General features: G+C 62.5%; 9 protein-coding genes and 2 pseudogenes. 8 read left to right on the top strand and 3 right to left on the bottom strand.

The features are described from left to right. Window positions 1–150: 150 nt before the first annotated feature. Window positions 151–1461: a glycine-betaine demethylase subunit GbcA gene (gene gbcA, locus ACZZZP_RS22160; RefSeq protein ID WP_463536853.1), complete on the bottom strand. Its 1311-nt coding sequence runs from the start codon at window positions 1459–1461 to the stop codon at window positions 151–153. Between the two features lie 307 nt (window positions 1462–1768). Between gbcA and gbcB the strand changes: the two genes are divergently transcribed. Next, on the top strand, window positions 1769–2869 hold the full coding sequence (gene gbcB, locus ACZZZP_RS22155) for a glycine-betaine demethylase subunit GbcB (RefSeq protein WP_463384145.1): 1101 nt from the start codon (window positions 1769–1771) through the stop codon (window positions 2867–2869). 929 nt (window positions 2870–3798) lie between these two features. Here gbcB and ACZZZP_RS22150 read toward each other — a convergent pair. Then, the gene (locus tag ACZZZP_RS22150; protein WP_463536852.1) at window positions 3799–5232 is read right to left on the bottom strand and encodes a hypothetical protein; all 1434 of its coding nucleotides are present in this window, start codon (window positions 5230–5232) and stop codon (window positions 3799–3801) included. Between the two features lie 121 nt (window positions 5233–5353). Here ACZZZP_RS22150 and ACZZZP_RS22145 point away from each other — a divergent pair, with 121 nt between their 5' ends. Next, entirely contained in the window at window positions 5354–5578 is a 225-nt protein-coding gene (locus ACZZZP_RS22145; RefSeq protein ID WP_463536851.1) for a hypothetical protein, read from the top strand. Window positions 5579–5835: 257 nt separating this feature from the next. On the opposite strand, the gene ACZZZP_RS22140 is transcribed toward ACZZZP_RS22145, so the two are convergent. Further along, window positions 5836–6876: a threonine aldolase family protein gene (locus tag ACZZZP_RS22140; RefSeq protein ID WP_122492054.1), complete on the bottom strand. Its 1041-nt coding sequence runs from the start codon at window positions 6874–6876 to the stop codon at window positions 5836–5838. Window positions 6877–7170: 294 nt separating this feature from the next. Between ACZZZP_RS22140 and glyA the strand changes: the two genes are divergently transcribed. The 6 genes and pseudogenes from glyA to ACZZZP_RS22110 all read left to right on the top strand — a co-directional run bounded on the left by glyA (window position 7171) and on the right by ACZZZP_RS22110 (window position 15289). Then, window positions 7171–8424 (top strand): serine hydroxymethyltransferase, encoded by a 1254-nt coding sequence (gene glyA / locus ACZZZP_RS22135; RefSeq protein WP_122492053.1) that lies wholly within the window; start codon window positions 7171–7173, stop codon window positions 8422–8424. A gap of 66 nt (window positions 8425–8490) precedes the next feature. Beyond that, window positions 8491–9741 carry a sarcosine oxidase subunit beta family protein gene (locus ACZZZP_RS22130; RefSeq protein ID WP_122451680.1) on the top strand — a complete coding sequence of 417 codons (1251 nt, stop codon included), beginning with the start codon at window positions 8491–8493 and terminating at the stop codon, window positions 9739–9741. A 582-nt stretch (window positions 9742–10323) separates the two neighbouring features. Beyond that, entirely contained in the window at window positions 10324–10659 is a 336-nt protein-coding gene (locus ACZZZP_RS22125) for a sarcosine oxidase subunit delta (protein ID WP_463536850.1), read from the top strand. After that, window positions 10634–13652, top strand: a pseudogene (locus ACZZZP_RS22120) (sarcosine oxidase subunit alpha). The gene ACZZZP_RS22125 and the pseudogene ACZZZP_RS22120 overlap by 26 nt, the downstream one beginning before the upstream one ends. A gap of 54 nt (window positions 13653–13706) precedes the next feature. Further along, entirely contained in the window at window positions 13707–14339 is a 633-nt protein-coding gene (locus ACZZZP_RS22115; RefSeq protein WP_463384141.1) for a sarcosine oxidase subunit gamma, read from the top strand. 93 nt (window positions 14340–14432) lie between these two features. After that, window positions 14433–15289 (top strand): annotated as a pseudogene (locus tag ACZZZP_RS22110) (formyltetrahydrofolate deformylase).

Below are 15289 nucleotides of genomic sequence, written 5' to 3'. Positions count from 1 at the left end.
GTGGGAGCGGCTTTAGCCGCGATCCTCGAGCCGTTGCGCCGGCCCTCACCCCCGCCCTCTCCCCGCAGACGGGAGAGGGGGACTGACCGAGCAGGCCGCGAGTTAGGTGATCGGTTCCCCTCGCCCGTTTACGGGGAGAGGGGCTAGGAGCTAGGGGTGAGGGCTGGGGCCATCACTGGGTCTTGATCCCATACAAATACGGCGCCGGCGCAGCCCCAAATTGCTCAGCAACCGCTCGCTATACCAGTCGATAAAATTCACCACGCCAAATTCATACGTCTTCGAATACGGCCCCGGCTGATAAGCGGTGGAGTTGATGCCGCGCTGGTTTTCTTCGGCCAGGCGACGGTCCTGGTCGTTGGTGGCGTCCCACACTTGGCGCATGCGCACCGGGTCGTAGTCCACGCCTTCAACGGCGTCTTTGTGCACGATCCACTTGGTGGTGACCATGGTTTCCTGGGCGCTGATCGGCCACACGGTAAACACGATGATGTGGTCGCCCATGCAGTGGTTCCACGAGTGCGGCAAATGCAGGATGCGCATGGAGCCCAGGTCGGGGTTTTTGATGCGGCCCATCAATTTGTTGCAGCCTTGTTTGCCGTCCAGGGTCATCGACACGGTGCCCTTGAGCAGCGGCATCCGCACGATGCGGTTACGCAGGCCGAAGCTGGCGTGGGCGTATGGAATTTTTTCGGCGTCCCAGGCGGCAGCGGAAGCGGCGACGTGGTCTTTGAAGGCCTGGTCGGCGCGCGGGTCGGTGACGTCGTCCCATTCCAGCAAGGTTTTCAGCAGCTCAGGGTGCGAGCCGTTGCAGTGGTAGCACTCGCGGTTGTTTTCGATCACCAGCTTCCAGTTGGCTTTTTCCATCAAGGTGGTTTGCACCGCCACCTTGGTGTTCTCCATGTCGTAGGGCTCCATGTAATGAGCCAGGGTGGAAAGGAATTCATCAATGGCCGGCGGGTTCTCGGCCAGCGACACGAAGATGTAGCCGCCCGCGACTTTCACATGCACCGGCTTGAGGCCGAATTTCTTCATGTCGAAGTCGTCGCCCATTTCGGTGCCCGCATACAGCAGGCGGCCGTCGAGTTCGTAGGTCCACTGGTGGTACGGGCACACCAGCTTGGCGACTTTGCCTTTCTCGCCGGTACACAGGCGCGAGCCACGGTGGCGGCATACGTTGTGGAACGCATTGACCACGCCGTCGGCGCCGCGAATCACCACGATCGGGTTTTTGCCCAATTGGAAAGTCAGGTAATTGCCCTTGGCCGGGATCTCGCAGGTCATGCCGGCGATCAACCATTCCTTGTGGAAAATCTCCTGCATATCGATATCGAACAGGCGCTCGTCGCTGTAAAACGGCTGCGGCAGCGAATAGGTGCGCTCGCGGTTTTGCAGCATTTCGGCGGTGGCCTTGCGTGCCGGCTCCAGCGGGTCGCCCAAACTCAGGGTGGTGGTATCCATGGCTCTGTCCTCATGGCTGATCGCGGTGTGCGCGCAGCGAAAATTGGCGGTTGGTGTTCACGCAAGGCGCTTGTGTGACGCGCTCTAGATTGAGGTGGAGTGTGGAGTCGGGCGCGTTGATGGCCTTATCCATGGACGACACGGCCGAATCCGTTTCCGACGCGCCAGCCCCGATGGTTGGGGGCTGGTCGCGGTGAGCATGCCGATGTCGCAGATAGGTAAGTGAGCCACTAGGCGCATGCCCACAATCGGCGCCATAGTCCCGGGCACAAGACCCAGGCAACCCTAAGCGTCAGCGGGAGCGAACATGTCCAACACTTTCCTCAATCCGGTCAACACCCAGACCTGGGCCAACGGCCGTCACCTGGTGCGTTGCGTCAAAGTGATCCAGGAAACCTGGGACGTGCGCACCTTCTGCTTTATGGCCGACCAGCCGATCATGTTCTTCTTCAAGCCGGGGCAGTTCGTCACCCTGGAACTTGAAATCGACGGCCAGCCGATCATGCGTTCGTACACCATCTCCAGCTCGCCATCGGTGCCGTACAGCTTCTCGCTGACCATCAAGCGCGTGCCGGGCGGCAAGGTGTCGAACTGGCTGCACGACAACCTGAAAGAAGGCGACGAACTCCCCGTGCATGGCCCGGTCGGCCTGTTCAACGCCATGGATTACCCCAACGACAAAGTGCTCTACCTCAGCGGCGGCGTGGGCATTACGCCAGTGATGTCGATGGCGCGCTGGTTCTTCGACACCAACGCCAATGTCGACATGGTCTTCGTCCACAGCGCCCGTTCGCCGCGCGACGTGATCTACCGCCGCGAGCTCGACCACATGGCCTCGCGTGTGCGTAATTTCGGTTTGCACATCATTTGTGAAAAGCATGGCGAAGGTGAGCCGTGGGCTGGCTATCGCGGCTACCTCAACCAGCCGATGCTGGAACTGATTGCCCCGGATTTTCGTGAGCGTGAAATTTTCTGCTGCGGGCCGACGCCGTACATGAACGCCGTGAAACGCCTGCTCGAAGCTAACGGTTTCGACATGACGCGCTATCACGAAGAATCGTTCGGCGCGACGCCGGCCGAAGACAAAGCCGAAGCCATCGTAAACGCCGAACAAGCCGCCGAAGCGCCGGCGCCGGATGCGGCTGATCTCAATCAGGTGGAATTCACTACCACGGGCAAGAGCATCCGCGTGGCGCCTGGTGAGACCGTGCATGCTGCGGCGGCGAAGCTGGGGCTGCACATTCCCAAGGCTTGCGGGATGGGGATTTGTGGGACGTGCAAGGTGATGAAGACTTCCGGTGAGGTGGAGATGGAGCACAACGGGGGGATTACGGATGAGGATGTGGCGGAGGGGTACATTCTGTCGTGCTGCAGTGTGCCGAAGGGGGATGTGGTGATTGATTATTAAGCGAAGCCCGGTGGGGCTTCGCTGTTAGGTCAACAGCAGCAAGGTGCAGTCCCGGACAGTTGCTCTGGTTTGTGATTTTGATCTTGCTTGTGATTTACCCGCCCCGTTAGCGCTGGCCGAGTGGAGTCGACGTGTAGGGGGTTGAGCGGCCGGGAGCCGCGAAAGGCATGTCGGGCCATGGATGGCCCGTCTTGCCGGCCCCCGGAGCGGCGACGGAGCGAGGGTAGTTTTCACGCAGTGAAAACCCAAGGTCGGGGCAAGACTTTTTGGTTTCTTTTGTGTCGACTGACAAAAGAAACTCGCGCGTAAGGCGCGAAACAAAACGTTCAACGCATGCGGTAATGAATACCACCGAGCAAATCCGAGCTTGCTTGAAGAACGGCGCAGTTATTCGTTACCGCGTCCGCTGAGAGATCTATTTCGCGCCTTACGCGCGAGCTTCTCTACCGCGCCCGTTATCAAAACCTCCGTCATCCTCGCGAACGCGGGGATCCAGAATTTCAAGCCTTACACGATAGATCGGCGTAGGTATTCATTACCGCGTGTGCTGAACGTTTTTGTTTCGCGCCTTACGCGCGAGTCACTTTTGTCATTGCGACAAAAGTAACCAAAAACGCTAGCCCCTACCTTGGGTCTACGCTGCGCTCCGACTTCCCTCGCTCCGTCGCCGCTCCGGGGGCCGGCGAGACGGGCCATCCTTGGCCCGACACGCCTTTCGCGGCTCCCGGCCGCTCATCCCCCTACGCAACGACTCCACTCGGCCTGCGATAAACGGGGCGGGGTAGATCAAGGGCGGGAGATCAAGAGCGGAAGCGCAAGATCAAAAGCATCGCGGCTGAAGCCGCTCCTACAGGTTGTGCGTCCTCTGTGGGAGCGGCTTTAGCCGCGATTCCTGCAAACGAAAATGCCGCGGCAGGAGTACGGTTTGCTCATTCTTGAACCTTCACTTCCGGCAACGCCTGCAATCGCCAAACCCCTGCCTCAACCACCGCAACCTGCTGCCGGTAAAACAATCGCCACTTACCGTCCCGCTGGGAAAAGTCATGCGCTTTGTCCGCCGCTGGCGCCGCCTCGGTAAACCGGCTTTCGCGCTCGGGGTTTCCCTGCCCAGGCCCGGTAATCGGCACGTACCGATTACGCCCGAGCAAGCGCAGCAGGTGCAGTTGGCCGTCGATAAAGCCTTGGAAGTGCACGTCGAGCACATTGTCTTCCAGCCAGTGCAGCGTCTCGCTGCGCGGTTCGGCGATGGCGACGCGGTGGAGCACGGCGGGCGCTTCGGCGAAGGCGATCAGGGCGATAAAGTGGCCGCAGTCGGACACCCGATGGTCCAGCGCCCATTCGCCCGGCAACTGCCAGTCACCGATGCTGCATCGGTAAGCGCGCAAGTCGCCATCGCGGCTGTCGCGCAGGGCTTGCCAGGTTAGGCGTTCACCGCTTTTAAGCGGGGCGCTTTGCAGGAGTAACGGGGCGTCGTTGAGGGGCAGTAGCAGGTCCACTTCCGGCATCTCGGCGTAGCCCAGTGTCGGTTTGCCGCGACGGGTTTGGCCGGTCACCAGTTCGATTTGGCCGTGGGTGTACGAGGTTACGGGGCCATGGTCGCGGTATTCCAGGCACGGTTGCGCCCAGTTCATGCGCAGGCGCAGGTGGTCGGCTTCCAGGCCGATGAAGTTCGGTGAGCTGCACAGCGGTTCACGTTCTTTGGGCTGCCAGGTGTTGCTCATCAGGCGCCAGCCGCTGCTGCGTTGCCATAGCCAGAAACCGCTAATGTCGTCGCGGCTGGCGGCGCAGACGAAGGTGTGGCCGTCTTGGCTGAAGACTATGCTCGGGTCGGGTTGCATCAGCATCAGGCCGGTGGCCTGGCCGTCGAGTATCAGTTCGCCCAGCGGGTTGCGCAGCGCTTCCAAGGGGTCGCCCAGGTCCATCAGGCGCTCGGGCAAACAGGTGCGCAGTTCAAGCGTCGGCGCCTGAGGCGGCGAGGGCAGTGTGCGGTTCTGGTGGTCGGTTTGCAGGTACTGCCAGTAGCTGTCGGGCAGCCACAGGTCCTGGATGCTGACGAAGGTTTCGACCCGTTTCGCGCCGGCTATCAGCTCGTCGATGTTGGCGCGGTAGGGCGCGTCGGAGGTCAGTGGGCTGACGCGGCCGATCACCTCGGTGCTGCTGACGTGGTCCAGTTCCCAGAAGTGGCTGATGGCGCAGTGGTGCAGCACGCGCTGTTGGCGGTCGTAGATCAGCAGGCTCCATTCGTTGCGGCTCGGTGCCGGCGACACGAAGTAGCGGCCGTCGCTGGAGAATTGCGCCGAGGGGCTGGCGTTGAAGATCACGCTGCCGTCGGGCAGCAGGTAGTCGCACACCACCAGGTCCACCCATGGCGATTTCGCTTTCGCCCAGTAGCCGCACGGGTTCGCCTTCGGGCGTCAGGCGCGGTTCGCCGCCACCCCAGGCGCTAGCGCCGCGGGCGCTGTAGGGGGTGGGCAGCGGCATGGGGTGGGTGTCGTTCTGGCGCTCGACCTGTTTTTCCAGGTTCAGGGCGAGGCGTTTTTCCAGGTGGCTGATGAGCAGAAGGCCGCCGAAGATCACCAGCACGCCGGCGCAAAAGGCTATCCAGAACGTGGGGATGGCGCGGCCGATGCCGATGGCCAGGCCAAGGGTCCAGAAGAAGTTGAATTGCTGGAGGCGGTAGGGCACGCCGCCGCGGATGCGGTTGGTTAGCCAGGCGATGGGTAGATAGGCCATCCAGCCGAGAAGCCCCAGGGCGAGTGGGGCGAACACGGGGATGACGATGATGACGGCGATCCAGCCGAGTTCGAGGAGCAGTTCGAGGAACAGGCGGGGGAGGGACTTTAGGGATCGGTCGTCCATGAACGTGTTCGGCTCGAGATTCTGGATCCCCGCCTGCGCGGGGATGACGGAGGTTTTTGTTGCGCGCGTGGGTTGCGCGCGTGGCGTAGTAAGTCTGCGGCTGGCCTTTAGGCCTGCATCACCAGGCGAATATCCGCCGCCAATTCGCGCACGCGTTCTTCTTCGGTGTCCCACGAGCACATAAACCGCGCGCCGCCGGCACCGATGAAGGTGTAGAAGCGCCAGTCCCGCGCGCGCAGGGCTTCGATGGCCGGTTCCGAGAGTTGCAGGAACACGCCGTTGGCTTCCACCGGGAACATCAGGCTTACGCCCGGAATGTCGCTGACCAGCTCGGCCAGCAGGCGCGCGCAGCTGTTGGCGTGGCGGGCGTATTTCATCCAGGCGTCGTTTTCCAGCAAGCCGACCCACGGCGCGGAAAGAAAGCGCATTTTCGAGGCCAACTGGCCGGCCTGTTTGCAGCGGTAGTCGAAGTCTTCGGCCAGTTGTTTGTTGAAGAACAGAATCGCCTCGCCTACGGCCATGCCGTTTTTGGTGCCGCCAAAGCACAGCACGTCGATGCCGGCTTTCCAGGTCAGCTCGGCAGGCGAGCAGTCGAGAAAGGCGCAGGCGTTGGCGAAACGGGCGCCGTCCATGTGCAGGTTCAGGCCCAGCTCGCGGCAGGTGGCGCTAATGGCTTTGAGTTCTTCGGGGCGGTACACGCTGCCAATTTCAGTGGCTTGGGTGAGGGTGACCACGCGCGGTTTGGGGTAGTGAATGTCTTGGCGCTTGAGGGCGATTTCGCGAATGGTCGCGGGCGTCAGCTTGCCGTTTTCAGTGCGCGCGGTGAGCAGTTTCGAGCCGTTGGAGAAAAACTCCGGCGCGCCGCATTCGTCGGTTTCAACGTGGGCGGTCTCCGAGCAAATCACGCTGTGGTAGCTCTGGCACAGCTGCGACAACGCCAGCGAGTTGGCGGCGGTGCCGTTGAAGGCGAAGTACACCTCGCAGTCGGTTTCGAACAGCCGGCGAAAGTGATCAGAGGCGCGGGCCGTCCATTGGTCATCGCCATAGGCACGGTCGTGGCCGTGGTTGGCCTGCGCCATGGCGGCCCAGGCTTCGGGGCAAATGCCGGAATAGTTGTCGCTGGCGAACTGTTGGGTGGTGTCGGTCATGGAGGATTTCCTGGGACGGCGATGGCAACACTTTAGCGCGGGTCCGGTCTTTGTGTCGTTCAAAGAGCATCGAGGCTGAAGCCTCTCCTACAGTGGAACGTATTTCATTGTGGGAGCGGCTTTAGCCGCGATGGAGTCGTTTGCCGGCTTGGTCAGTTTGAGCATTTTGACGTCGCAAACAGGCATATGGCGTCGCTGGCGATTTCGCAGAATCGCTACACGCACTACCGCTCCGCCTGCCGGAGTGGGCGCCCATAACAATGATGCGGCAGCCGCTGTCGCTGGAGACCCGAGATGTTCAGCAAAAACGACCAGATCAAAGGCTATGACGATGCACTGCTGGCAGCCATGGATGCCGAAGAAGCCCGTCAGGAGCACCACATCGAGCTGATCGCCTCGGAGAACTACACCAGCAAACGCGTGATGCAAGCTCAGGGCAGCGGCCTGACCAACAAGTACGCCGAAGGTTATCCGGGCAAGCGTTACTACGGCGGCTGCGAGCATGTGGACAAGGTCGAGCAACTGGCCATCGACCGCGCCAAAGAGCTGTTCGGCGCCGACTACGCCAACGTGCAACCGCACTCGGGCAGTCAGGCCAACGCCGCCGTGTACCTCGCGCTGCTGCAAGCCGGCGACACCGTGTTGGGCATGAGCCTGGCCCACGGCGGCCACCTGACCCACGGCGCCAAGGTGAGTTTCTCCGGCAAGCTCTATAACGCGGTGCAGTACGGCATCAACACCGACACCGGCCTGATTGATTACGACGAAGTCGAGCGCCTGGCCGTCGAGCACAAGCCGAAGATGATCATTGCCGGCTTCTCGGCCTATTCGAAAACCCTCGACTTCCCGCGCTTCCGCGAAATCGCCGACAAAGTGGGCGCCTACTTTTTTGTCGACATGGCCCACGTTGCCGGTCTGGTGGCCGCTGGTTTGTACCCCAACCCGCTGCCCTATGCCGACGTGGTCACCACCACCACCCACAAAACCCTGCGCGGCCCGCGTGGTGGTCTGATTCTGGCCAAGGCCAACCCGGACCTGGAGAAGAAATTCCAGGCTGCCGTATTCCCCGGTGGCCAGGGCGGCCCGCTGATGCACGTGATCGCCGCCAAGGCCGTGTGCTTCAAGGAAGCGCTGGAGCCCGGCTTCAAGGCGTATCAGCAGCAAGTGATCGATAACGCTCAGGCCATGGCCAAGGTGTTTATCGAACGCGGCTACGACGTGGTGTCCGGCGGCACAGACAACCACTTGTTCCTCGTCAGCCTGATTCGCCAGGGCCTCACCGGCAAAGACGCCGACGCCGCCCTCGGCCGTGCCGGCATCACCGTGAACAAGAACGCCGTGCCGAATGACCCGCAGTCGCCGTTCGTGACCTCGGGCTTGCGCATCGGCACGCCAGCGATCACCACACGCGGTTTCAAAGTGGCGCAGAGCGTGGAACTGGCCGGCTGGATTTGCGACATCCTCGACCACCTCGGCGATGCCGATGTCGAGGCGCAGGTGGCCAAGCAAGCCGCCGCCCTGTGCGCGGATTTCCCGGTCTACAAGTGATTTCACCCGACTGATTTACCAGCCCTCGCCAGCGGTCGGCGAGGGACGCAGCGAGGAGCACCTCTGATGCAACGTTATTCCGGCTTCGGCCTGTTCAAGCACTCGCTCAGCCACAACGAAAACTGGCAGCGCATGTGGCGCAACCCGACACCGAAACCGGTGTACGACGTGATCATCGTCGGCGGTGGCGGCCACGGTCTGGCCACGGCTTACTACCTGGCCAAAGTGCATGGCATCACCAATGTCGCGGTGGTCGAAAAGGGTTGGCTGGGCGGCGGCAACACCGCGCGCAACACCACCATCGTGCGCTCCAACTACCTGTGGGATGAGTCAGCGCACCTGTACGAACACGCCATGAAGCTGTGGGAAGGCCTGTCGCAAGACATCAACTACAACGTGATGTTCTCGCCCCGTGGCGTTTACAACCTGTGCCACACCCTGCAAGACATGCGCGACTCCGAGCGCCGCGTGAGCGCCAACCGCCTTAACGGTATCGACGGTGAATTGCTCGACGCCAAGCAAACCGCCGCCGAAATTCCGTACCTCGATTGCTCGAAAAACACCCGCTACCCGGTCATGGGCGCCACCGTGCAACGGCGCGGCGGCGTTGCCCGTCACGACGCCGTGGCCTGGGGCTACGCCCGTGCCGCCGACGCCTTGGGCGTGGACCTGATTCAGCAAACCGAAGTGATCGGTTTCCGTAAGGAAAACGGCGTGGTCATCGGCGTTGAAACCAGCAAAGGCTTTATCGGCGGCAAGCGCGTAGGCGTGGTCACGGCGGGTAACTCCGGACACATGGCCAAACTCGCCGGCTTTCGTCTGCCGCTGGAATCTCACCCGCTGCAAGCGCTGGTGTCGGAGCCGATCAAGCCGATTATCGACAGCGTGATCATGTCCAACGCCGTGCACGGCTACATCAGCCAGTCCGACAAAGGCGACCTGGTGATCGGTGCCGGCATCGACGGCTACGTCGGCTATGGCCAACGCGGCTCGTACCCGACCATCGAACACACCCTGCAAGCCATCGTCGAGATGTTCCCGGTGCTCAGCCGCGTGCGCATGAACCGCCAGTGGGGCGGCATTGTGGATACCTCGCCGGACGCCTGCCCAATCATCAGCAAAACCCCCGTGCCCAACCTGTTCTTCAACTGCGGTTGGGGCACCGGCGGCTTCAAAGCCACGCCGGGCTCAGGCCACGTATTTGCCGCCAGCCTGGCCACTGGCGAGATGCACCCGCTGGCCAAACCGTTCTCGATGGACCGCTTCCACAACGGCGCCTTGATCGACGAGCACGGCGCAGCGGCGGTAGCCCATTAAAAGGTCGCGATAGCGACGGCTGATGCCCCTCTCCCGCATGCGGGAGAGGGTGCCCAAAGGGCGGGAGAGGGCTTTTAGCGACGAACGCAAAACCCTCTCCCCCAGCCCCTCTCCCGCAAGCGGGCAGAGGGGAGCCAAGCGGGAACGCGGTAGCAGAACAATCCCCTCTCCCGCTTGCGGGGAGAGGGTGCCCGAAGGGCGGGAGAGGGGCTTTTAGCGGCGACGCAAAACCCCTCACCCCCAGCCCCTCTCCCGCAAGCGGGCAGAGGGGAGCCAAGCGGAACGCGGTAGCAGAACAATCCCCTCGCCCGTTTACGGGAGAGGGTGCCCAAAGGGCGGGAGAGGGGCTGTTAGCGGCGAACGCAAAAACCCTCACCCCCAGCCCCTCTCCCGCAGGCGGGCAGAGGGGAGCCAAGCGGGAACGCGGTAGCAGAACAATCCCCTCGCCCGTTTACGGGGAGAGGGGTGCCCGAAAGGGCGGGAGAGGGGCTTTTAGCGGCGAACGCAAAAACCCTCTCCCCCGGCCCCTCTCCCGCAGGCGGGCAGAGGGGAGCGAAAAACACGAATTCTGGAGGTACGGCCATGCTGCAAATTTTCTGCCCTCACTGTGGCGAGCTACGCGCTGAAGAGGAATTTCACGCGGCCGGCCAGGCGCACATTCCTCGCCCGCTCGACCCCAACGCCTGCACCGACCAGGAGTGGGGCGATTACCTGTTCTTCCGCGACAACCCCCGTGGCATTCACCACGAGCTGTGGATTCACGCCGCCGGTTGCCGCCAGTACTTCAACGCGACGCGCGACACCATCAGCTACGAAATTTTCGAAACCTACAAAATTGGCGAGAAGCCCTCGGTGACCGCCAAACCGAAAGCCAGCGCCGCAGGAGAAAGGCATGAGCCAGATCAACCGCCTGAGTAACGGTGGCCGGATCAACCGTAACCAGCCGCTGACCTTCACCTTCAACGGCACCACCTACCAAGGCTTTGCCGGCGACACCCTGGCCGCTGCGTTGCTGGCCAATGGCGTCGACATCATCGGCCGCAGCTTCAAATATTCGCGCCCTCGCGGCATCGTCGCCGCTGGTGCTGAAGAGCCCAACGCCGTGCTGCAAATCGGCTCTCGCGAAGCCACGCAAATCCCCAACGTGCGTGCCACACAACAGGCGCTGTACAGCGGCCTCGTCGCCACCAGCACCAACGGCTGGCCGAGCGTGAACAACGACGTAATGGGCATTCTTGGCAAGGTCGGCGGCGACATGATGGCGCCCGGCTTTTACTACAAAACCTTTATGTACCCGCAGTCGATGTGGATGACCTACGAGAAGTACATCCGCAAAGCCGCTGGCCTGGGCCGTGCGCCGAAGGAAAATGATCCCGATCGCTACGACCACATGAACCAGCACTGCGACGTGCTGGTGGTGGGCGGCGGCGCTGCCGGTCTGGCCGCTGCGCTGGCGGCTGGTCGTGCCGGTGCGCGGGTGATTCTGGCCGATGAGCAGGAAGAGTTCGGCGGGCAGTTGCTCGACAGCCGCGAAAGCCTCGACGGCCGTCCGGCTGCCGACTGGGTGGCCAAAGCCGTGGCCGAATTGAAAGCCATGCCCGAAGTGCTGCTGTTGCCGCGCGCCACTGTGAACGGCTACCACGACCATAACTTTCTCACCATTCACGAGCGCCGTTTCGACCACTTGGGCGAAACCGCCCCGATGGGTGAGACGCGTCAACGCATGCACCGCGTGCGCGCCAAACGTGTGGTGCTGGCCACCGGCGCCCACGAGCGGCCGCTGGTGTATGGCAATAACGATGTGCCCGGCAACATGCTCGCAGGCGCCATCTCGACGTATGTACGCCGTTACGGCGTGGCGCCGGGCAAGCAGCTGGTGCTGTCGACCACCAACGACTTCGCCTACCGCGTTGCGCTGGACTGGCTCGAAGCCGGCCTGAAAGTGGTCGCCATCGCCGACGCCCGCCCGAACCCACGCGGCGCCTGGGTCGAAGAAGCCCGCGCCAAAGGCGTGCGCGTGCTCACTGGCAGCGCCGTGATCGAAACCCGTGGCAGCAAGCGCGTGAGTGCGGCACGTATCGCCGCCATCGACCCGGTTGCCCATAAAGTCACCAGCCCCGGCGAGTGGCTGGACTGCGACACCGTGGCCACCTCGGGCGGCTACAGCCCAGTCGTTCACCTGGCCTCGCACTTGGGCGGCAAGCCGACCTGGCGCGAAGACCTACTGGCATTCGTGCCTGGCGAAGGCTTCCAAAAGCGCGTGTGTGCCGGTGCCGTTAACGGCGTGTTCCAGCTCGGCGATGTGCTGGCCGATGGTTTCGAGGCGGGCGTAAAAGCGGCTGGCGAAATCGGTTTTGCACCGATCAGCGGCGAAGTGCCAGACGTGGCCGCGCGCAGTGAAGAGCCGAGCATCGCGTTGTTCCAAGTGCCCCACGAAAAATCCACCGCCCGTGGCCCGAAACAATTCGTCGACCTGCAAAACGACGTCACCAGCGCCGGTATCGAACTGGCCACCCGTGAAGGCTTCGAGTCGGTCGAGCACGTTAAGCGCTACACCGCCCTGGGTTTCGGTACCGATCAGGGCAAGCTCGGCAACATCAACGGGCTGGCGATTGCCGCGCGTTCGCTGGGCATCAGCATTACCCAGATGGGCACCACGATGTTCCGCCCCAACTACACGCCGGTGACCTTCGGTTCGGTAGCCGGGCGCAACTGCGGCGCGCTGTTCGATCCGGTGCGCTACACCGCACTGCACGCCTGGCACCTGGCGCAGGGTGCCGAGTTTGAAGACGTCGGCCAATGGAAACGCCCGTGGTATTTCCCGAAAAACGGTGAAGACCTGCACGCCGCCGTCGCCCGTGAATGCAAAGCCGTGCGCGACAGCGTCGGCCTGCTGGACGCCTCCACCCTCGGCAAAATCGACATTCAAGGCCCGGATGCCCGCGAATTTCTCAATCGCGTGTACACCAACGCCTGGACCAAGCTCGACGTGGGCAAAGCCCGCTACGGCCTGATGTGCAAAGAAGACGGCATGGTCTTCGACGACGGCGTGACTGCGTGCCTGGCCGACAACCATTTCCTGATGACCACCACTACCGGCGGCGCTGCCCGCGTGATGCAGTGGCTGGAGATTTACCACCAAACCGAGTGGCCGGACCTCAAGGTGTACTTCACCTCCGTGACCGACCACTGGGCCACCATGACCTTGTCCGGCCCCAACAGCCGCAAGCTGCTCAGCGAAGTGACGGACATCGACCTGGACCGCGACGGCTTCCCGTTCATGACCTGGAAAGAAGGTCTGGTTGGCGGTGTGCCGGCGCGGGTGTTCCGTATCTCGTTTACCGGTGAGCTGTCGTACGAAATCAACGTGCAGGCCGACTACGCCATGGGCGTGCTGGAAAAAATCGTCGCCGCCGGCAAGCAGTACAACCTGACCCCGTACGGCACCGAAACCATGCACGTACTGCGGGCCGAGAAGGGCTTCATCATCGTCGGCCAGGACACCGACGGCTCGGTCACCCCGGACGACCTCAACATGGGCTGGTGCGTGGGCCGTACCAAACCGTTCTCCTGGATCGGCTGGCGTGGCATGAACCGCGAAGACTGCGTGCGCGAAAACCGCAAACAGCTGGTTGGCCTGAAACCGGTAGACCCCAAGTTCGTGCTGCCCGAAGGCGCGCAACTGGTGTTCGACACCAAACAGCGAGATTCCCATGGCCATGGTCGGCCACGTCACCTCCAGCTACTACAGCGCCAGCCTCGGCTACAGCTTTGCCCTGGCGATGGTCAAAGGCGGCCTGAAACGCATGGGCGAGAAGGTGTGGGCGCCGTTGGCCGATGGCCGTTTCGTGGAAGCGGAAATTTGCAGCTCGGTGTTCTTCGATCCGAAAGGGGAGCAACAGAATGTTTGACTCCCTGAATCACACCCTTACCGCAATGCCGGACGTTTTACTCGCGAGGTCTGTATGACAGCTATCAACGTGTACCAGCAGCGCCCCGAAGCTGGCAAAGCCGAGTCGCCGCTGCACCACGCCGGCCTGGCCGACGCCGCCGGCAAAGGCAAAGCCAGCGCCGGCATTCAGCTGCGCGAGCGCAAACTGCTCGGCCACCTGACCCTTCGCGGCGACGGCCACGACGCCGCGTTTGCTGGCGCCGTACACAAAGCCACCGGCCTGGAATTGCCCGGCGCGCTGGCGGTGATCACCGCTGGCGAAACCTCGTTGCAGTGGATGGGCCCGGATGAATGGCTACTCATCGTGCCAGGCGGCACCGAGTTCGATGCCGAGAAAAAACTGCGTGAAGCGCTGGACGGCCAGCACATCCAAATCGTCAACGTCAGCGGCGGCCAGACCGTGCTGGAACTGACCGGCACCCACGTGCGCGAGCTGCTGAAAAAGTCCACCAGCTACGACGTGCACCTCAACAACTTCCCGGTGGGCAAGGCCGTGGGCACCACCTTCGCCAAGTCGCAACTGGTGATCCGCCACACCGCCGAAAACACCTGGGAGCTGCTGGTACGTCGCAGCTTCAGCGACTACTTCTGGCTGTGGTTGCAGGATGCGAGCCAGGAGTTTGGCTTAGCGGTAAACGCATCGTAGTCCCTGTAGGAGCGGCTTCAGCCGCGATGCTTTTCAAGAGCATCGCGGCTGAAGCCGCTCCTACGCGATTGTCGGTATCTCCCGGAGAACAGCATGAGCCGCACCCCCGATACCTGGATTCTCACCGCCTCCTGCCCGAGCATTCTCGGCACGGTGGATGCGGTGACGCGTTATCTGTTCGAGCAGGGCTGCTACGTCACCGAGCACCACAGCTTTGATGATCGTCTGTCGTCGCGGTTTTTCATTCGCGTTGAATTCCGCCAGCCGGACGTGTTCGCCGAGCTGGATTTCCGCGACGGCCTGGCCGCGCGCGTGGGTAGTTTCGGCATGGACTTCGAACTGACGCCGCCCAACTACCGCAGCAAGGTGGTGATCATGGTGTCCAAGGCAGACCACTGCCTGAACGACCTGCTCTATCGCCAACGCATCGGCCAGTTGCCAATGGACGTGGTGGCCGTGGTGTCCAACCACCCCGACCTCGAACCGCTCGCCCGCTGGCACGCATTCCCTACCACCACTTCCCCCTCGACCCGGCCGACAAGCCGGCGCAAGAGCGCAAGGTGATGCAAGTGATCGCCGACACCGGCGCCGAGCTGGTGATTCTTGCCCGCTACATGCAAGTGCTTTCGCCCGAACTGTGCCGCAAGCTGGACGGCTGGGCCATCAACATTCACCACTCATTGCTGCCCGGTTTCAAAGGCGCCAAGCCGTATCACCAGGCCTACGAAAAGGGCGTGAAACTGGTCGGCGCAACGGCGCACTACATCAACAACGACCTCGACGAAGGCCCGATCATCGCCCAGGGCGTCGAGCCGGTAGACCACAGCCACTACCCCGAAGACCTGATCGCCAAGGGCCGTGACATCGAGTGCCTGACCTTGGCCAAGGCCGTGGGTTTTCACATCGAACGGCGCGTGTTCTTGAACGCGAGCCGGACAGTGGTTTTGTAA

Source organism: Pseudomonas sp. AC211, from assembly GCF_979258055.1.
Note: the sequence above shows the minus strand (reverse complement) of the source record. Positions and strands in the feature narration are given on the sequence as shown.